The sequence below is a fragment of the uncultured Gemella sp. genome (assembly GCF_963515875.1).
Lineage (GTDB): Bacteria > Bacillota > Bacilli > Staphylococcales > Gemellaceae > Gemella.
Genome location: NZ_CAUPZX010000030.1, coordinates 1 through 20961, shown reverse-complemented (window position 1 = coordinate 20961; position 20961 = coordinate 1). Strand labels below are relative to the sequence as shown.

Here is a 20961-nt window from a genome sequence, read left to right as displayed (position 1 = left end):
CGCATGTATACCGTCAAGTCGTAACAAGTTATGTGAATGAAGAAGGAAAAGAAATTAACCCTTCAGATAAAGGAACGAAGGATAAGAAAGATATTCCAGAATACATTTACAAAGAAACGAAGAAAGACGAAAAAGGAAATACAGTCCACGTATATCGTCAAAATATAAAACCAACAAATCCAATTAAACCAGTAAAATCAACTGAACTAAAAATACCTCAAGTAGAAGAAATTGTTCAAAAAGTCTCAACAAAACGTTTAGCTAACACAGGAACAACTGAAACTAACACAGGTCTAGCTGGATTAGGATTAGCACTGTTTGGAGGATTACTAGCAGCAACTAAACGTCGTAAAGACAAATAGAAAACTGAAGTAAGTATACTTTAAAAAATAAAAAAAAATTCTAGGTAGTATTTTAATATTACCTAGAATTTTTTGGTTATATGATAAATTTTGGAAATGTAGAAATATGTTGAGAAAGTTCTAATGAGACTGTTTGTAAGGTAAGTGTTAAATAACAGTAAGCGTCCAATAACGAGGTATCTATCTTCCAAGCATAAATTCCTTTATAATACAAATATAAAGTAGAAATGGAGAAAATAAAATGTTAAAACTGTACATTCTTATTTTATCATTTTCATTTCCCATTTATCCCAAAATAAAAGATATTAACCGTTGAAATTTTTACTGAAAATACTATCTTTTTATAGTATAATAGAGTCGAACAAAAGAGGAGATATTTTATATGATTTCTAATAAAACAGTAATACTTGAAGAAGTATTAAGTAAATTTGAAAAACTTTTAAATAGACACGAAGAAGATAAAATAAAATTTAGCAAAACTGTTGAACTGTTAGAACATGAAAATTGCCTTCTTAAAGAACAGTTAGAATTTTTCAAGAGAAAATTATTTGGTAAATCTTCGGAAAAACAAAAGAGAATCCTAATCAAGTAAGTTTGTTTGATAATGAATGAACGACTAAACAAATTGAAGGAATCACTGTAGTAAAGAGATATAATAAGAACGTGGAGAATTTAACGATGAAAGTAAAAAAACAGATAAAGGAATTATTAGGAATTCAAAGTGATGTTAATGTTATAAAGTATTCAAAAAATAATTTAGAGAAACATTTACTTAAAAGGAATCATATTGACGCTTTAAAGTATTTTGACAAGATAGAAGATATTTTAGAAGAGCCTGATTATGTAGGAATTAATCCTAATGAAAAATCGAAGTGCTTAGAATATGTTAAGGTATTTGATGAAAATATTTTAGTGGCATTAAAAATACATAGTTCAGAAGAATTCTATTACATTCCTAGTATGTACATGATAACTGATTATAAATTGCAATCACGTTTATTTAGCGGACGACTAAAAAAAGTTGACAAAAAAATAGATAGATAGTAAAATGTAGATAGTAAATGATATTAATTGAGGGCAGAAAGGGTTCCTGCCGCACCTGAAAAGGTACCTGAGATGCTGGATACACCGACCAGCCAATTAATAATCGTTAAAATCCACAAAGAGTCAAGTTTTCTTGGCTCTTTTTATATATATAAAATTAAGTTGATTAGATTTTCTAGTTTTTTTATTATGAAGTATAAATTATATAGGAGAATTTTTATATTATTTTGTATATTTTTATTTAGAATAAACTGCATATTTTTATTTTATCATTATTACAGCGCCTTTTTTGTGGGGAAATTTAGGGGTAAAGTATCTAAATACCTGTCAAATTCTATTATTTTCTTGAATACTTCTGTTATATTTTGAAATACATCTAATATACTTTGATATACTGATAAATATACATTTTATACTTCTATTATAGTTCGTTATATTTCAAATTTAAAAGATGTATGCTATAATGTAACTATAATCAAAAGGAAGAAATAAGGATGCTAATTAAATTTTCAGATAGATTTTATTATACAAAACAACGATATATGTATTTAGAACCAACTCTTGGTTATGTAAAAGGAGAATATTTTTCTGTAATGTTAGATTCAGGAAATGGACCTGCTCAAGTGGAAAATTTTTTGAATGAGTTAAAAGAGAATGATCTTCCTATGCCAAGTTATGTGATATTAACCCATCATCACTGGGATCATAGTTTTGGGGCTGCTTATTTGGATATTCCAGTAATAGCGACTGATAGAGCTAGAGATTCTTTAATTGAATTATCTCAGTTAGAATGGGATAAGGAAAGTTTATATCAAAGAGTAAAAGATGGAACTGAAATAAAATATAGTGCGGATGTTATAAGAAGAGTTTATGAAAATCATGAAATAAAAATTAGAATTCCAGATATGCCAAAGATGGCGGATTTCAATTTAAATCTAGGGAAGATTAAATTAAATTGTTTATATAATGATAATTCTCATTCTAACGATGCATTTTTAATTTATATTCCAGAAGAAAAAGTGCTATTTTTAGGTGATAGTCATGCTAAAAATTACTATACGAAACCTATGGCATACAATAAAGAGAAACTTCGCGATTATATAGATAAGATAACAGAACTTGATTTTGAACATGCTGTTCCTGGACATGGGAATATCTTTACAAGAGAAGAATTGTTAGAATATCTAGAAAAAGAATATGCAAAAATGAGGTGATTTTATATGAATTTAATGATGTCTCTCGATTGGGTTCTTTTAATTACGATGTCACTAGCTTTTTGTCAGCAGTTGTTTTCGAAAAAATTCAATTTTTTTGGAGTACTGTCTTTGCTTAGTTTAGCGACATATATTGCCTTTCATTCTTATTCGACAGGATTAAGTATTTTTATTCTTCTAATCTTTATTGGAGGAATAGCTCTAATTGGGCTTGAAATGTTTATTCCTGGTGGAATAATAGGAACTGTTGGAGTCATTACCTTAGTGTATGCAATAATTTATGTGAATAAATCAACATATTATATTGCTTTTATATTGGTAATTTCTTTAATCCTTGCAGTGATTTTATATTATGTAAATCGAAATGTTTTTCATAAAAAACTTATGTTTTTAGATAGACTTGTCTTGAATGATTCTATCTCTACAAAAGACGGCTATGTAGCTAGTGAAAGTAGATTGGAATTATTAGGTAAAAAATTAATAGCATATACGGATTTACGTCCTGCAGGTGTAGCTATACTTGAAAATGAGAAGTTAGATGTAGTTACTGATGGGGATTTTATAGAAAAAGGTAATAAAATAGAAGTTATACGTGTTGAAGGAATGCGTATTGTAGTTAAGAAAATATAAATAAAATAAGGAGGTAGTATTATGCCAGAGTTAGTATTTACAGGTATAATTGTAGTAGTAGTGCTGATTGTGCTATCAATCTTCTTTACTTTCTTTCCACTTGGTCTTTGGATTAGTGCGATTGCAGCAGGTGTAAAGGTGAGTATTTTCACGCTTGTTGGTATGAGATTGAGACGTGTTATTCCGAGTAGAGTAATTAATCCAATGATTAAGGCGCACAAAGCAGGATTAGCAGTTACTATTAATCAACTAGAAAGTCACTATTTAGCAGGAGGAAATGTAGATAGAGTAATTAATGCTCTTATCGCAGCTCACAGAGCTAATATAGTAAGTTTAACATTTGAACGTTGTGCAGCTATCGATTTAGCAGGACGTGATGTTCTTCAAGCAGTTCAAATGAGTGTTAACCCGAAAGTTATTGAAACACCATATATTGCAGGTGTTGCGATTAATGGTATTGAGGTTAAAGCGAAAGCAAGAATTACAGTTCGTGCAAATATTGAGCGACTTGTAGGGGGAGCTGGAGAAGAAACTGTTATTGCCCGTGTAGGTGAAGGTATCGTTTCTACAATTGGTTCTTCTGAATCACATACAGTAGTTTTAGAAAATCCAGATAGAATTTCTAAAACAATATTAGATAAAGGATTAGATGCTGGGACTGCATTTGAAATCTTATCAATCGATATTCTAGATGTGGACATCGGTCAAAATATCGGTGCGAACTTACAAACTGAACAAGCAATTGCTGATAAGAATATAGCACAAGCTAAAGCTGAACAACGTCGTGCAATGGCGGTTGCAGCTGAGCAAGAGATGAAAGCTAGAATTCAAGAAATGCGTGCTAAAGTTGTAGAAGCTGAAGCTGAGTTACCACTTGCTATGGCGAAAGCTTTCCAAGAAGGTAATTTAGGTATTATGGATTATATGAATTATAAAAATATCGAAGCTGATACAGGTATGAGAGATTCGATTAAACGTATGTCACAACCTGAAACAGGAGCAGGTAAATAATTAGATAAAAAGGAGGATGTGAAATGTCATTTTTAATTTTCGCAGCACCGATAATATTTATCATAATTTTTGCTATTTTCGTAATTGTTTTTGCTTCTGATAGTAAACGATACAGAAAAAATTTAGATAATTCAAAACAGATGGAATTAGACAATGCTCGAGAGCAGGCGTTAAAGGCTGTTGAAGAAATGAAAAGAATCAAAGAGGCAGCAAAAAATGGCTTAAATGATTCTGAAATCAAAGAGAAAACATTAGAGAATCAACAGGTTTATAAAGAAGATATATATGAACAACAGGTTGATAGTTCTACTATAAATAAATACCAACAGTATTATAATGAAAATTATAATAGAGGAAAAAATAGATTTGATATACAAAGAAACTTTCAGCAAACATCAATTAAACAAGAGGATACAAAAAAACTAGAATTTTCTAAAGAGAATCTTGTTCGTGGGATATTAGCTAACGAGTATCTTAATAGAAATACTAGGAGGGGACGATAATGAATTCATTAGTATTCATTTTGATAATGTTTATTCTCTCATTAGTTTTTGATAAGCTTAAACAAGCTAAAGTAAAAAATGAAGAAATCCCTAAAAAGAAAAAAAAGGTGAAACTTTCTACTAACAAGGTAAGTAGCAATAATCCTAGATTTAATGAAGAACCTTTAGAAAGAAAGCCTAGAGTTATAGTTGATAGAGAAAAAGAAATAGTTTCAAATTCTTTAACTTTTGATAAAGAAAGAATTCTTAATGATATAATTTTTTCAGAGATATTGTCAAAACCAAAAAGTAAAAGATAATAAATAGGAGGTGTAATATGAAAAAGCCATTTAACTATATTAGTTATTGTATTTATTCATTTATGCCTCTTTATTTTGTGTTATTTATATACACATTTGTAAGAGAGGATGTTGTAGATATAATTTTAACTACTATTCTTATAATAATATCTATATTTACATTGCTACTCCATAATACTAGCAAACCTACAAATATATTTGTTTGTGGAAAAAAGGAGATTTCTAGACAGCGTGGTATTGATCAGTACTATTTAGTCCTTATGATAATAGTCACCTTTTTAATTATTAATGATAAAATTCATTTTATATTTAAAATAATAATATTATTGATTATATATTACGTGTTGTTTTTAATACTTTTTAAATATAAAAATTATACATTAATATTATTAGGCTACAAAATGTACATGATTCGTGATAAAATAGTATATAGCAAAAAGAGTCAAGAAGAGATATATAAAATATTAAAAGATAAGAAGGGTTTGCAGATATTAGAAGTATCTAATAATATTTATATAGAAAATGAAAAATACAGAATGACTAATTTTTATTGTAAAGACTTTTAGATAGAATTTAATTTCTATCTTTTAAATTAGTAAATTTAAGGAGAAGAAACAATGAGAGTTGTTGATATTATAGATAAGAAGAAAAAGAATAAAGAACTTACAAAAGATGAAATTGAATTTTTATTGGAAGGTTATCTTAAAGGGATAGTACCAGATTATCAGATGAGTTCATTTTTAATGTCTGTTTATTTTAATAATATGACAAAAGACGAACTTACTAATTTCACATTAACTATGAGAGATTCTGGGGATACTATTTATTTTGATGATTTAAATCACTATCTTGTTGATAAACATTCTACAGGTGGTGTAGGAGATAAGGTTACGGTAGTTTTAGGACCAATCTTATCAGCTGTAGGCATGGCTGCAACAAAGTTATCTGGTAAAGGTTTAGGTCATACTGGAGGAACGATTGATAAATTCGAAGCTATTAGGAATTTTAAATTTAGTACAACTAAAGAAGAGCTAGTAGAAGTAGCTAGTAAAACTGGAGTAGGATTAATGGGTTATAGTGATAACATTGTACCATTAGATAAAAAAATCTATGCATTACGTGATGTCACAGCTACAGTAGACAGTATTCCGCTAATAGCAAGCAGTATCATGAGTAAGAAACTGGCGATTCAATCTGATTTAATTATTTTAGATGTTAAAGTCGGTGACGGTGCTTTTATGAAAACTATAGAAGATGCTAGAGAGTTATCTCGTAGAATGGTTGAAATCGGAAATAGTGTAGGCAGAAAAACTATAGCTGTTCTAACTAATATGGAAGAACCGTTAGGATATAATATTGGGAATGCTAATGAAATTATCGAAGGAATAGAGGCTTTAAAAGGCAACTGGTCTAGTGACCTAAAAGAAGTTGTTTATGAAATTGTCTATCTAGCATTAAAACACAAAGGTGAAGTTAAGACATTTGAAGAAGCAGCAAAAAAAATAGATGAAGTAATTGCTAATGGACGCGCTCTAGAGTTATTAAGACAGTTTATTGAATTAAGTGGTGGAGACGGAGAAGTAGTTAATAATTATGAATTACTACCAACACCAAAAGCGGTACTAGAAGTATTTTCGGGAGAAGAAGGTTATGTGACGAAAATCAAGGCAGAAGAAATTGGAAAAGCTGCGATGATTATTGGAGCAGGTCGTGCAACAAAAGAAGATGAAGTTGATCATGCTGTAGGAATTAAACTTAAGAAAAAAGTTGGAGATAAGGTAGAAGAAGGTGATGTTATTGCTGAAATCTACTTTAACGATGAAAAAAATGTTCAATCTAGTAAAGATATGGTATTAGATGCCTATGTTATTGGAAATAAAAAAATAGAAAATATAAAAAATATATTAGAAGTTATAGAATAGAGGTAAAAATGGGATTAAATAAATATATCGATCATACAATTTTGAAAGCGACAGCAAGTAGTACTGATGTGCAAAAACTTTGTGAGGAAGCAATAGAGCATGAATTTTATAGTGTTTGTGTTAATGGATGTTATGTCGCAGATGCGAAACATCTTTTACAAGGAACAGATGTGAAGGTTGCGGCCGTTGTAGGATTCCCATTAGGTGCAATGACTACTGCAGCAAAAGTATTCGAAGCAAAAGAAGCTGTAGAAAATGGTGCAAGTGAAATTGATATGGTTATCAACATTGCTAAATTAAAAGATGGAGAATTTAAATTTGTTGAAAATGAAATCCGTCAAATCAAAGAGGCTATAGGAGATAATGTATTAAAAGTAATTATCGAAACTTGCTATTTAACTGATGAAGAGAAAGTTAAAGCATGTGAATTATCATTAGCAGCTAAAGCAGATTTTGTGAAGACTTCAACTGGTTTCGGAACAGGTGGAGCAACATATGAAGATATAAAATTGATGAAATCTGTTGTAGGTAATAATGCTAAGGTTAAAGCAAGTGGTGGAGTTAGAGATAAAGAGACTGCTCAAAAATATGTTGATTTAGGAGCAGAAAGATTAGGAACAAGCTCTGGAATAGAGATAGTAAAATAATATAATTTAGTAAATGTCTAAATGTTAAAATGTTATTTTACTTATTGTAATTAAGAAATTTCTAGAGATAAGATAAAAAGAATTAATTTAAACTGTTAAGAAGATGAAAAAGCTCAGATTAACATAATAAAATAATTCTAAACAATCTTAGAGTATTATATCTAATGAATATTATAAGGAGCGATGCGAAAGTAATGATTTTTAAATCACTATTTTTGTGAACGTTCCTTTTTGTTTTTTGTACTAATTGTTTAGTATATGTATATTTTTGTGTTTTCTAAAAGTGCTAGTATTGTATTTATGTATTAATAAGGTAAAATAGAGTATTATTTTTACTATATGTAAATAAAAAAATCATTACTTATAGCTTCAGTTTGGCTTGTTTGTAGAATTGTAATAGCTATATTATTTTGATAGAATAAAATTGTAATAATATGTATTTAGGAGAAAAATTTTATGCGAGCACAAAATAAAAATAATAAAATTTTAAAGTTTTCGATTAGAAAATTATCATTTGGTGCAGCACCTGTTGTCATTGGAGCTCTTTTCTTCGGTAGTTATGCTCCAACTAATGTTCATGCAAGTGATAAGGGTATAAATGTTAATTATACATATTTAACTGAAAATGAACTTACAGAATCGGAAAAAAGTTTAATTAAAAATACTGTACCAAGTGATGTAAAAAACAACGAAACATACTATATGGTTTATAAAAAAGTAAATCCACTCTCTAATGATGTTACACCAGAGGTGAAATCATTACCTAATACTGGAAAAAGTTCACTTCCATTAGCTGGATTAGCTCTAGGAACAGCTGTTCTAGTGGTATTTCTAATATCGAAAAAATATAGAAACAAAGTACTTAGTGTTATTTTGATTGGGAGTCTAGGACAAAGTGCTATAGTACCTTATCATTCTTTTGCTTTAGAAAATAAAGACTTAGTTCAATATAATACAAAAGCAACTATAAGTAATTCTTCTGAACTTGCCAAAGGTGTAATTCAAATAGCAGGATATAGATATATAGGATTTTTCACGCAAAATGATTTAGAAGAACACTCTCGAGTTACAGAAAAGATTCTTCCAAATGAAACGAAAGAATCGTCAAATAAGCAGGATAAATTACTAACAAAAGCAGAAAAAGTTGAGGAAATCAAGATACCTAAAATTGAATCTAGCAAACAAGGTACAGAACTTTCAAAACCAAAGATTGAATATAAAACAACACCTGAAGAAGGCGTACGTAACTTATCTGTAAATAAACCAGAACTAAGATCAACTGCTGAAGTTATACCTTATGAAACGATTATAAGATATGATAATACATTACCTAAAGGGGTTACTAAAGTTATTAATGAAGGTGTTAATGGGGAGATAGTAGTATTTAGCGAAGTAACTATAGTTGATGGGAAAGAAATTAGTAAAATCATTAAATCTTCTATTACTAAGAATGCTGTCAATAAAGTTATAGCTGTCGGAACTGGTGTTTCTAAAAAAGGCGAATCGTTAGTACAGCCAGAGAAACCAGAAGGAGTGGTGAGCGAGAAAGGCGAAGCGTTAGTACAGCCAAAGAATCCAGAAGGAGTTGTAAGCGAGAAAGGTGAAGCGACAGTACAACCAGAGAAACCAGAAGGCGTGGCAAGTGAGAAAGGTGAAGCGTTAGTGCAACCGGAGAAACCAGAAGGAGTGGTAAGTGAGAAAGGTGAATCGTTAGTGCAGCCGGAGAAACCAGAAGGAGTGGTAAGTGAGAAAGGCGAATCGTTAGTACAACCAGAGAAACCAGAAGGAGTGGTGAGTGAGAAAGGCGAATCGTTAGTGCAACCGGAGAAACCAGAAGGAGTGGTGAGTGAGAAAGGCGAATCGTTGGTACAGCCAGAGAATCCAGTAAAAGATATTCCAAAAGAGAAAAAACCACCTGTATTAACATTAGCTAAGATTGAAGAACATACTCTTGATCGTTCTGCTGACTTGACATATACTTTAGAAAATGAGGATTCAGTTGATATTAAATCTATTATGGCGGAAGTCCGTGATGGTGAAAATGTAGTTAAACGACTAGATTTAACTACATCTAAATTAAAAGATATTGCTGATAATCTTAAATTGTATAAAGACTATGTTGTTAGAACAACTATGATTTATAATCGAGGAAAAGCAGATGAGACTTCAGTATTAGAAGAGAGACCACTAAGGCTTGATCTAAAAAAAGTTGAAGTTAAAAATATTAAAGAAACAAGCTTGATACATGTTAACGAACAAGGTGAGGAATCTGATAGTAGTTTATTAAACGCTATTCCAGAAAATATAAAAGAATATTATTTGAAAGTGACTTCTCGTGATAATAAGACAACCAAGCTTGCTATTGATAAAATAGAAGAAGTAAAAGTTGGAGAAGATTGGTTTTATAAAGTTAGTGCAAAAGCTCAAGATTTAGTACAAAGAACGAGTGAAAATAAAATAGAAGATACTTATTCTTATTATATTGCGAAACCAAAACCACATATTGGTGATGTGTACTATGATTTTAAAGATTTAATAGAAGCTATGCAAAAAACTCCTTCGGGAACATTCAAACTTGGGGCTGATTTAAGTGCGGTTAGTATAAAACCACTTGGAAAATCTTATGTTACTCAGAAATTTACTGGAACATTAACAAGTGTTGATGATAAACATTATTCTATTCATAATTTAGTGCATCCTTTATTTAGTAAATTAGAAAATGCAACTATTAAGAATATAAACTTAGAGAATGTAAATATTAATCTACCAGGGGAAAATAATGTTGCTACACTTGCTCAGACAGTAAAAGGGGGTACTATTGAAAATATTAAAGTTGTGGGTAGTGTCATTGGGGCAAACGAAGTAGCTGGTATTGTTAATAAGCTAGATGAAGGTAAAATGACTAATATTGCATACATTGGTAAAGTGCATGCTACTGGTAATAAAGGTTGGAACCTTGCGGGAATAGCAGGTGATGTTTGGCGTGGTAATATTGAAAAAGCCTATGTTGATGCTGAAATTACGGGTGATAGATCACGAACAGGAGGAATAGCAGGTAACATAAGCCATGGTTTAAATTCTGATGGTATAGGTAGATGGGGATATATAAGAAATTCTGTAGCAAAAGGTATTATTGATGTTCCAAATAGTGGAGAAAATGGAGGTCTTATAGGTAAAAACTGGCCTTGGGGTGTTATTGAAAATACTGTTACAATGATGGATGTTAAGAAAGGTGACGTGTTCTTTGGATCAAATGATATGGACGATGAAAATGTTACGAACTGGGTTGTTAATAAGAATTTCACTGTAACAGGTATTAGTAAAGGTGGAAAAAATCATAGAAACTCTCATAGAATCAAAGATATTACTAAAGAAGAAGCAGATACGAAAATTCAAGCGATGATGATTACTGCTGATAAATTAGTTAGTACACAACCAACTGTAGATAAGCTTAACAACAAAGTTTCTTATGAAAATGAATATAAAAATATTCAAGATTACCAAGCTAAGCGTGATCAGGCATATCGTAATATTGAAAAACTACAACCATTCTATAATAAAGATTGGATAGTAAATCAAGGTAATAAATTAGATGAAAATTCTAATCTTGTAACTAAGAGAGTTTTATCGGTAACAGCTATGAAGGATACAGAATTTGTAACAGATTCAGAAAATGCTAATAAAATCATGATTCACTATGCTGATGGAACAAAAGAATTGTTTAATATTTCTGCAAAAGATTCTCAAGTAGCTCAAGTGAAAGAATATAGTATAGAAAACTTAGGAGATATAGTATATACGCCGAATATAGTTATAAAAAATAGAGATACTTTAGAAGCTAAAGTTAAAGAATTATTACTATCTGTTGAGTTACAGTCTCAAGCTGTTCGTAATATACTTGAAAAGAGAGATACTAGAAATGATCCTACAGCCAATAGTGAAGCACGTCAAAATGGATATATTCGGGATTTATTCTTAGAAGAAAGCTTCAAGGAAGTTAGGGATAATATTGATAAGTTTGTTAAAAAACTTGTAGAAAATGAAGAACATCAATTAAATGATGACGAATCTGCAAAAAGAGCATTAATTAAAAAAGTAGAATTAAATAAAACTAATATTATGCTTGGATTAACATATCTAAATAGATATTACGGAATTAAATATAATGGTATGAATATAAAAGATATGATAACTTTCAAACCTGATTTTTATGGAAAAAATGTTGATGTACTTGATAGACTTATCAAAATTGGTTCTAAGGAAAGTTATATAAAAGGTGATCGTACAAATGACGCCTATCGTGAAGTTATAGCTGGTGGTACTGGAAAAGGTAATTTACATGAATTTTTAAATTATAATATGAAATTATTCACAGCGGATACAGATTTAAATGATTGGTTTAAACATGCAACAGAAAATAATGTTTATATATCTGAACCTACTACCACAACTCAAGATTTTGTAAATAAAAAACATAGAGTTTATGATGGATTAAATAATGGTATACACGGGCGTATGATTTTACCATTATTGAATTTGAAAAATGCTCATATATTCTTGATTTCGACATATAATACTTTAGCGTACAGTTCTTTTGAAAAATATGGAAAATATACAGAAGAAGAACGAAATCAATTTAAAGCAAAAATTGATGAAGTTGCAAATGCGCAGCAACGATACTTAGACTTCTGGTCTCGTTTAGCATTGCCAGGAGTAAGAAATAGACTATTGAAGAGCGATAATATGGTACCAACTGCAGTTTGGGATAACCAAAATTATAATGGTGGCTCTAACCGTTATGGATTTGCGAATAATGGTAGAGATGTAGTAGCTCCTGTACGTGAGTTATATGGACCGACATGGCGTTATCACAATACAAATGGAAACATGGGTGCTATGGCTAGAATCTATGGTTCTCCAAACAATGACGATGCAGTGTTCTTTATGGTGACAGATATGATTAGTCAATTCGGTATTTCGGCATTTACTCATGAAACAACCCATGTAAATGACCGCTTGGTATATTATGGAGGAAATTGGCATCGTGAAGGTACGGATCTTGAGGCGTATGCACAAGGTATGTTACAAACACCTGATAGTTCTACGACAAATGGAGAATACGGAGCTCTAGGGTTAAATATGGCATATGTTCGACCAAACAATGGAGATCAATGGTATAATTATGATCCTAATAAATTAAAAAACAGACAAGAAATAGATGACTACATGAAACGTTATAATGAAGCTATGATGATGCTAGATCAATTAGAAGCTGATGCAGTTATTAGTAAACGACTAACTGATAATAGTAAATGGTTTAGAAAAATAGATAAAGAATATCGTTATAAAGATGAATATAATAAACTGACTGAACCAAATCAATGGGATAAAGTACGAGATTTGAGAGATGAAGAAAAAACTAAACAATTAACTTCTATTAATGATTTGGTAGACAATAACTTTGCGACTAAGCATGGTGTTGGAAATGGGCGTTATCGACCTGAAGACTTGATGCCAAATTCTGCTTATGTAAATGTAAATATGATGGCAGGTATCTATGGAGGTAATTCAAGCGATGGAGCACCTGGTTCATTATCATTCAAACATAATGCATTCCGTATGTGGGGGTACTATGGTTATGAAGATGGATTTACTAGTTATGTTTCAAATAAATACAAAGATGCAGCTACTAAAGAAAAATTACCAACTTTAAGTGATAAGTATATTATCAAAAAAGTATCTAAAGGAGCTTTTGAAACTCTTGAAGCATGGAAAAAACATTGGTATGGAGAAGTTTTAGAGAAAGCAAAACATGGCTTTGCTGAGATAGATATTGATAATGTACATGTGACCTCTTATGATCAATTACAACAAATGTTTAACGATGCAGTTCAAAAAGATTTAGATCAAATGACTAAGACTGGTAAAGAATATTATGGAAATACAGTTTCACTTAAAACTAAGGTGTTTAAACAACTTCTTAAAGTCACAGATGGATTTACAGAAAATATTTTTAAATAAGGAAATGAGTTTATTCATAGATTAATTTAATCTTATAAGAACTCTATTGAAAGGAATGGTACCTTAACAAAGTTCATAAGAGAACTTATAGATGCAGAGGTTTATTTATAATTTGCTTTATAGAAGTTCTTTAAATATCTAATAAATTATTGCGGGAGGTGACTAGACGAACTCGATTTTGTCTAGTCACTTTTTTTGTTTTTATTATTAGTTTTTAATAAAAGTAAAATAAATAGATAAATTTTAAAAGTAAATTTTAGTAAGTAATTAAAGAGAAAGTTACCTTGAAAACTAATAATAAGTAGGTGAACGGTGTTTTTTATAGATAATTCTACCTATTTATAGTATAATAAAAGATGGTTTATTATGGCGTGTAGCAAGAATTATTGTTTTAGATATGCTCACGCAGGAGATTGTGGACTATATAGAAAGAGTCTATAGAATAATAATATAAAAAATTATAGAGGAGATTTTTAATGTTACCAAAGTCATTTGAACAATATAAATTTAATGAATTTGTAAATAAGGCAGTAATAGATTTAGGATTTGATAATCCAACAAAAATTCAAGAGAGAGTGTTCTCACCAGTATTAAAAGGAAAAAATATAGTAGCAAAATCACAAACGGGAAGTGGGAAAAGTCATTCTTTCTTGCTACCAATTTTTAGTAAATTAGATGTAACTAAGAAAAAAACACAAAGTATAATTTTAGCACCAACAAGGGAACTATCTAGACAATTATATGATATGGCATTACATATAGCTAGTTTCAGCGAAGAAGATATTAAAATTACATTATGTATAGGTGGACAAGATTTAAATAGAGATATTGAAAGAGTATCAAATGCTCCGCATATTATCATAGGTACACCAACACGTGTATTAGAATTAGATAAATCAAGTGCCTTAGCTATTAAAGAAGTAGAGAGTCTTGTAATCGATGAATGTGATATGATGATAGATTTAGGATTCATGGAAGATGTTGATAAAATTTCTAAAAGAGCAGCCGAAAATTGTCAATTTTTAGTATTCTCAGCAACAATTCCTACACAAATGAATCACTTCTTAAAAAAATATCTGAAAAATGCACAATATATCGAAGTTGACAATGCAAAATTCGGTAAAATTGAATATATTTTAATACCGGAGAAGAGTTCATCGCGTTTAGAAAAATTACATGAAATCACTACAGTTATTAATCCATATTTAGCACTTATCTTCGCTAATAAGAAAACTGAGGTAGAGGAAGTTAGTAGCTATTTAATTTCTAAAGGATTAAATGTAGGTGTACTTCACGGAGATTTAACACCGCGTGAACGTAAGCAAATGCAAAGAAGAATTAATAATCTAGATTTTACTTATGTTGTAGCTAGTGATTTAATGAGTCGAGGAATTGATATTGAAGGTGTAAGTCATGTAATTAACTTCAATATTCCGAATGATTTAGATTTCTTTATTCACAGAGCGGGTCGTACTGGTCGTGCTGGATTAAGTGGAGACTGTATTACAATTTATAACAACAAAGATGAAGAAAAGCTACAAGATTTAGAAAAACGTGGCATTGAATTTAATCACCAAGATATTAGAAATGGTGAATTTGTTGAAGCTAAAGATAGAAACAAACGTCAAAGTAGAAAGAAAGTCGTAGCTGATCATAATTTAACGGAAAAATTAAAATCAAAAGTTAAAGTATCTAAGAAAGTTAAGCCAGGATATAAGAAAAAATATAAATATAAAATGGATAAACTTAAACAAAAAGAAAGAAGAAAATTTGCTAAGCGTACTAATAGAGCAAATAGAGGTAAATAATGAAGAACTTAAAAATAGGATCGCATGTATCAATGTCAGGAAAAGAGATGATGCTTGGTTCTGTAAAAGAAGCGGCTAGTTATGATAGTGATACTTTTATGATTTATACTGGAGCTCCTCAAAATACTAAAAGAAAACCTATTGAGGAATTACGTATAGAAGAAGCTCATAAATTAATGAAAGAAAAAAATATAAGTGATATTGTAGTACATGCACCTTATATTATTAACTTAGCAAATACTATAAAACCAGAAATCTATCAACTTGCTGTTGACTTCTTAAGATTAGAGATAGAAAGAACAGAGAAAATTGGTGCTAAGAATATTGTTCTTCATCCAGGTTCACATGTTAAAGCAGGGGCTGATGTAGGTATAGCAAGTATTATTAAAGGATTAAACGAAGTTTTAACAAAGGATATGAAACCTAATATTGCTCTGGAAGTTATGGCAGGAAAAGGTAGTGAATGTGGTAGAACATTTGATGAAATTGCTCAAATTATTGATGGAGTTACTCTAAATGAAAAACTGACAGTAACTTTTGATACTTGTCATGTATTTGAAGGCGGATATGATATCGTTAATGATTTAGATGGAGTACTTACAGAATTTGATAAAATAGTAGGTCTTGATAGAATTCAAGTTTTACATATTAATGATAGTAAAAATACATTAGGTGCACATAAAGATCGCCATGAAAATATTGGATATGGTGGAATTGGATTTGATGCAATAAATAGAATTATATACCTAGAGGAATTTGCTAATATTCCTAAAATTTTAGAGACGCCTTGGTATGGTGAAAAGAAAGATATTGCACCTTATAAAGATGAAATAGCAATGTTAAGAAATAAGGCATTTGTGGACTTTAAAAAATAGAAAGTACAGGAGGTTACTTATGATTACATCAGAGGGAAAAGTTGATAAAATAATGAAACTTTTGAAAGAAAAAGGATATAAATATACAGATAAACGAAAAGCTATGGTTGAACTATTAGTAAAAGAAGATAGATATATCAATGCAAAGTATGTATCTGAAACAGTTGGTAAGATGTATCCTGGATTGAGTTTTGATACAATATATAGAAATCTAAGTACATATGAAGAATTAGGAATATTAGAAACAACAGAAATTAAAGGTGAAAAATATTTTAAAATAGGTTGTTTAGAGCCTGATCATCACCATCATCACCATATTTGTTTAGGGTGTGGTAAGGCTAAGATTATCCATGTACATGTTTGTGATAATCTAGAGATTGATGAGTTGAAAGGTTATAGAATTGATGGACATAAATTTGAAGTATATGGTTTATGTCCGGATTGCTTAAAAAAAGAGGATAATAAATAATGTTTGAGGGTATTTTACCAATTTATAAAGAACGTGGAGTAACAAGCCATGATGTTGTGTTCAAATCTAGGAAAATTCTTCAAATGAAAAAAATAGGGCATTCAGGTACATTAGATCCAGAGGTGGATGGAGTATTGTTGTTACTACTTGGTGGTGCTACTAAAGTTAGTGATTATGCTATGGATTTAGGAAAAAGTTATAGAGCTGAAGTATGCCTGGGTATGAAAACAACAACTGAGGATTTTACTGGAGAAATTGTAGAGGAATGTAAAGTAAGTAATATTAATGTAGAAGAAATTAAAAATATTTTACAGTCTATGACTGGAGAAATAGAACAGACTCCACCGATTTATTCAGCTATTAAAGTAAATGGAAGAAAACTTTATGAATATGCTAGAAAAGGACAATTTGATGTAGAAATTCCAACGAGAAAAGTAAATATATATGATATTACTTTTATAGAAAATAGTGAATATTATAAAGACGATAAGTTTTATTTTTCTATAGATATAGATTGTGGTAAAGGAACATATGTTAGAACAATTGCAACTAGTATTGGAGAAAAACTTAATTTACCTAGTACGATGAGTAAATTAACAAGAACTAGAAGCGGTGAAATAACTTTAGAAAATTGCTTAAAACTTTCTGAGGTGGAACAAAAAGTCCAAGAAGGAAATTTAGAGCAAAGTCTTTTAAGAAAAGAATATGCTTTAGAAGAGTATCAATTTGTAGAGATACCAAAGTATAGAGCGCAACAGGTAATGAATGGATTAAGATTTAGAAAAAATCAATTCCCGGATTATGATTTTACGAATGGAATAGTTTTTACATATGAGAATGAGGCGATAGCAATTTATCATCTTAAAGACAAAGAAGATGAGTTATTATCTGTGAAAACAACATTTCCAAAAATAATAGAGTAGGTAGATGAAGATGGAAATATTTAATATTTCGAAATTTGATGAAATAAAAAGAGATGAAAATAAAAGAGTAGCAGCTTTAGGGTTCTTTGATGGAATACATAAAGCTCATCAAAATATAATAGGTGAAGCTATAGAGGAAGCTGGAGAAAAATTCAAATCAATAGTTATAACTTTAGATAAAAGTCCAAAAGAATATTTTGGTAAAACTAGTGAGGAATCTCTTACACCGATAAACAAAAAAAATGAGCTTTTAAAAGAATTAGGTGTAGACGAGGTTTATTATTTAGAATTTAATGAACATTTACAAAATCTATCGGCTGAAGAATTTATTGAGTTAATTTTAAAAAAACTTAATGTAGAAAAAGTATTTTGTGGGTTTGATTATAGATTCGGAAATAGAGGATTAGGTACACCAGAATTAATTAAAGATAAAGGAATAGATGTAAACATTCAAAAAGAACAGCTTATAGATGGACAGAAGATATCGACAACATTGTTAAAAGAATATGTAAAAAGTGGAGATTTTATAAAGTATAAACAATATGCAGGAAGATACTATTCTATCGATGGTTTAGTTGTAAAGGGTCGACAATTGGGTAGAACTATTAATTTTCCAACGGCAAATCTTCAACTTAGTGAAAAATATTTGTTACCTGAAACAAATGGGGTATTTATTACAAAGATAAAGGTGAGAGACAAAATTTATAAATCAATTACTAATATCGGTTATAACCCAACTGTTTCAAATGAACAAAATAAAAAATTTATTGAAACGCATATATTGGATTTTGATGATGACATTTATGGCGAAAAAATTGAGATCTATTTTTATGAATTTTTAAGAAGTGAACAAAAATTTGAGAGTTTTGAACATTTAAAAGAACAGCTAAAAAAAGATAAAAAAGCGTGTGAAAATAAAGAAATTTAAAATATCTCTATATTTTAGAGTTATAACTTGAATTATTGTCGAAAATAGTGTACAATAACTTATGTTCCTTATTCGTGGTATAGAAACCCTCCAGGTTCTATACTAGGATTAAGGTCGCAAAAATAAAATTATATGGAGGAAATTGCAATGGCAGCAATTAGTCAAGAAAGAAAACAAGAAATTATCGCTCAATACCGTACTCACGAATCAGATACTGGTTCTCCAGAAGTACAAATCGCAGTATTAACTGCAGAAATCGATGCTTTAACTGAGCACTTAAACACTCACAAAAAAGATCACGCAGGTCGTCGTGGATTACTTAAAAAAGTTTTCCGTCGTCGTCACTTACTAGATTACTTAATTAAAAAAGATATCCAAAGATACCGTGAATTAATTAAATCTCTAGGATTAAGAAGATAATTTTTAAAATACTTACAGGAAAGCCGTTTGAGAGAATTCGGCTTTCCTTTTTTTATAAATGTAACGAAACATTAACTATGATTTGTAAAGCTATACTTTTTTATATCTAATTTGATATTGATATTTACACTGTTAATTCTATAATGAAAAAATAAACATTTTTTAAAATTTATCTTTAAAATTTCGGATAAAAATGCTAATATATATATATATATATATTAGCATTTTTATAATAATTTTAGAAAAAAATAATATGAAAATATATAGATGAATTAATATTTTTATTCAAATGAATGCTATAGATTTAAATATAGTTATTGCAACAAAAATAGTATATGTATATAAATGGATGATAGTAATGTTAAATGTGAGTAGTTAAATATATCTACTATATACTGTTATCTAAAGAAATTTAAGGAGGAGTTATTTTGGTAGGAAAAAATAATCAATATGTAAAAAAAATAAAGCAAGGGACAAAAGTCGAGACTTACTCAATTAAAAAGTTTAAAGTAGGTATAGCATCAGTAGTTATAGGATGTAGTGTGTTTTTTGGAGCTGGAGCGGTAGCTATGGCAGGAGAACAACCTATCGTATCAACTAATACAAATGAAGAAACAAATGAGGGACTAGTAACAACATCAAGTAATAAGGAAAGTGCAATAACTTCAGCGGAACGTAATACAAAATTATTAAAGGAAGTAGAAACAACTAAGGGTGTTGTAGATATAACAAAGTTAGAAAAATTGGTAAAAGATATTGAGAAATTAAATTTAGCTGTATATACAGAAGAATCTGTAAGAGGATTAAAAGAAGAACTAGATAAAGCGAAGAAAATACTTATAATATCAAAAGATCAAAAAGAAGTAGAATCCACTTGGAAAACATTATTTATCTATAAGAACACTCGATTAAAATTAGAGAAAAAAAATAATAACCCATTAGAAGATAAAACAACAAATGGTAAAACAACAAAAGGTATTAAAGCGAAAAATACTGAACCGAACAGTACGAATATCGCAGGACATAATCATAGTGTAAATGGAACTACTTTACCTGAAGGTAGTGGACTACGAGCTGCACCAAATAATACAAATTTCACTTATGAAACAGTAGGTGCTGATTTATCGAGTTTAGTTGCTGGCGAAGAATTAGGATATGGTAAGAAGGTTATTATCAAAGTAAAATACGATACGAAAGTCATTAGTACTAAAGATGTATATATTACTACAACCCCAAATACTGGACCAAGAACTGAATATACAAGAAGACAGCAAGATGGTATTGGACCGTATGATGGTGGGACTAATATAAAATTGGTAGGACAAATTCCGAATGATATGATTGGAACTTACGATTTGCATATTCACGTACTAAATAATAAAAGGAATAATGCTCAAATGGCAACATTAAATGTGCCAATAACTGTAAAACCTAAAAAACCAACTGTAAGTGTTGCTGATTTAGTAAATGCAGAAGGGAAAAGACCAGTTGTTACAGCAACAGTTGCGAATACATCAATAAGTAAAGTAGAATTTTATCTTAATGGACAAAAGCAAACTGTAGTAAATGCAACAAATGGACAAGCGACATGGACACCAACTAATGCACTAAGAGAAAATGATCGAATTACCGTTAAAAATATTGCGCAGGGTGGAATACCTCCTAGGGATGCATATGGAAATACCTTTACAACAAGAGAAGCCACATCGGATATGAGTGATGCTGTGGTAATTCCTAAAGCACCTAAAACAGCAACACCAGCAGCACCAGCAGTAGCAAGTGACGAAGCAAACGCACGAGTAACAGTAACACCAAGTGCAGATGCAGACAGAGTAGAAGTTACAGTAGGAAACTCAACAGTAGTCGCAACGAAGACAGGTTCAAC

The 20961-nt window shown here is 30.1% G+C and carries 19 protein-coding genes; all 19 read left to right on the top strand.

The window, feature by feature from the left end:
* Positions 1–362: LPXTG cell wall anchor domain-containing protein (locus RWL85_RS06100; protein ID WP_314086097.1), on the top strand; the 362-nt coding region annotated here is incomplete at its 5' end.
* 382 nt (positions 363–744) lie between these two features.
* Complete coding sequence (locus RWL85_RS06095) at positions 745–954, top strand: hypothetical protein (protein ID WP_314086094.1); 210 nt, start codon at positions 745–747, stop codon at positions 952–954.
* Between the two features lie 86 nt (positions 955–1040).
* Positions 1041–1406, top strand: a complete 366-nt coding sequence (locus tag RWL85_RS06090) for a PBECR2 nuclease fold domain-containing protein (RefSeq protein WP_314086092.1) — start codon at positions 1041–1043, stop codon at positions 1404–1406.
* A gap of 494 nt (positions 1407–1900) precedes the next feature.
* Complete coding sequence (locus tag RWL85_RS06085; RefSeq protein WP_314086090.1) at positions 1901–2620, top strand: MBL fold metallo-hydrolase; 720 nt, start codon at positions 1901–1903, stop codon at positions 2618–2620.
* A gap of 6 nt (positions 2621–2626) precedes the next feature.
* Positions 2627–3250 (top strand): NfeD family protein, encoded by a 624-nt coding sequence (locus RWL85_RS06080; protein WP_314086088.1) that lies wholly within the window; start codon positions 2627–2629, stop codon positions 3248–3250.
* Between the two features lie 21 nt (positions 3251–3271).
* A complete protein-coding gene (gene floA, locus RWL85_RS06075; RefSeq protein WP_314086086.1) occupies positions 3272–4261 on the top strand; it encodes a flotillin-like protein FloA in 990 nt (329 codons plus the stop codon).
* Between the two features lie 23 nt (positions 4262–4284).
* Positions 4285–4764, top strand: a complete 480-nt coding sequence (locus RWL85_RS06070) for a crotonobetainyl-CoA--carnitine CoA-transferase (RefSeq protein WP_314086084.1) — start codon at positions 4285–4287, stop codon at positions 4762–4764.
* The gene (locus RWL85_RS06065) at positions 4764–5063 is read left to right on the top strand and encodes a hypothetical protein (RefSeq protein WP_314086082.1); all 300 of its coding nucleotides are present in this window, start codon (positions 4764–4766) and stop codon (positions 5061–5063) included. Before RWL85_RS06070 ends, RWL85_RS06065 begins: the two co-directional genes overlap by 1 nt.
* A gap of 17 nt (positions 5064–5080) precedes the next feature.
* A complete protein-coding gene (locus tag RWL85_RS06060; RefSeq protein ID WP_314086081.1) occupies positions 5081–5629 on the top strand; it encodes a hypothetical protein in 549 nt (182 codons plus the stop codon).
* 51 nt (positions 5630–5680) lie between these two features.
* Positions 5681–6985, top strand: a complete 1305-nt coding sequence (locus RWL85_RS06055) for a thymidine phosphorylase (protein WP_314086078.1) — start codon at positions 5681–5683, stop codon at positions 6983–6985.
* Between the two features lie 8 nt (positions 6986–6993).
* On the top strand, positions 6994–7632 hold the full coding sequence (gene deoC / locus RWL85_RS06050) for a deoxyribose-phosphate aldolase (protein ID WP_314086077.1): 639 nt from the start codon (positions 6994–6996) through the stop codon (positions 7630–7632).
* A 456-nt stretch (positions 7633–8088) separates the two neighbouring features.
* A complete protein-coding gene (locus RWL85_RS06045) occupies positions 8089–13653 on the top strand; it encodes a ZmpA/ZmpB/ZmpC family metallo-endopeptidase (RefSeq protein ID WP_314086076.1) in 5565 nt (1854 codons plus the stop codon).
* A gap of 476 nt (positions 13654–14129) precedes the next feature.
* The gene (locus tag RWL85_RS06040; protein WP_314086074.1) at positions 14130–15461 is read left to right on the top strand and encodes a DEAD/DEAH box helicase; all 1332 of its coding nucleotides are present in this window, start codon (positions 14130–14132) and stop codon (positions 15459–15461) included.
* Entirely contained in the window at positions 15461–16336 is an 876-nt protein-coding gene (locus RWL85_RS06035; RefSeq protein WP_314086072.1) for a deoxyribonuclease IV, read from the top strand. The genes RWL85_RS06040 and RWL85_RS06035 overlap by 1 nt, the downstream gene beginning before the upstream one ends.
* A 19-nt stretch (positions 16337–16355) precedes the next feature.
* Positions 16356–16805 (top strand): Fur family transcriptional regulator, encoded by a 450-nt coding sequence (locus RWL85_RS06030; protein ID WP_314086069.1) that lies wholly within the window; start codon positions 16356–16358, stop codon positions 16803–16805.
* The gene (truB, locus tag RWL85_RS06025) at positions 16805–17728 is read left to right on the top strand and encodes a tRNA pseudouridine(55) synthase TruB (protein ID WP_314086067.1); all 924 of its coding nucleotides are present in this window, start codon (positions 16805–16807) and stop codon (positions 17726–17728) included. Before RWL85_RS06030 ends, truB begins: the two co-directional genes overlap by 1 nt.
* Before the next feature lie 10 nt (positions 17729–17738).
* Positions 17739–18656 (top strand): bifunctional riboflavin kinase/FAD synthetase, encoded by a 918-nt coding sequence (locus tag RWL85_RS06020; protein WP_314086064.1) that lies wholly within the window; start codon positions 17739–17741, stop codon positions 18654–18656.
* A gap of 147 nt (positions 18657–18803) precedes the next feature.
* On the top strand, positions 18804–19076 hold the full coding sequence (gene rpsO / locus RWL85_RS06015) for a 30S ribosomal protein S15 (protein ID WP_314086061.1): 273 nt from the start codon (positions 18804–18806) through the stop codon (positions 19074–19076).
* A 428-nt stretch (positions 19077–19504) separates the two neighbouring features.
* Positions 19505–20961 (top strand): YSIRK-type signal peptide-containing protein (locus RWL85_RS06010; RefSeq protein WP_314086058.1); only part of this gene is annotated, 1457 nt, incomplete at its 3' end.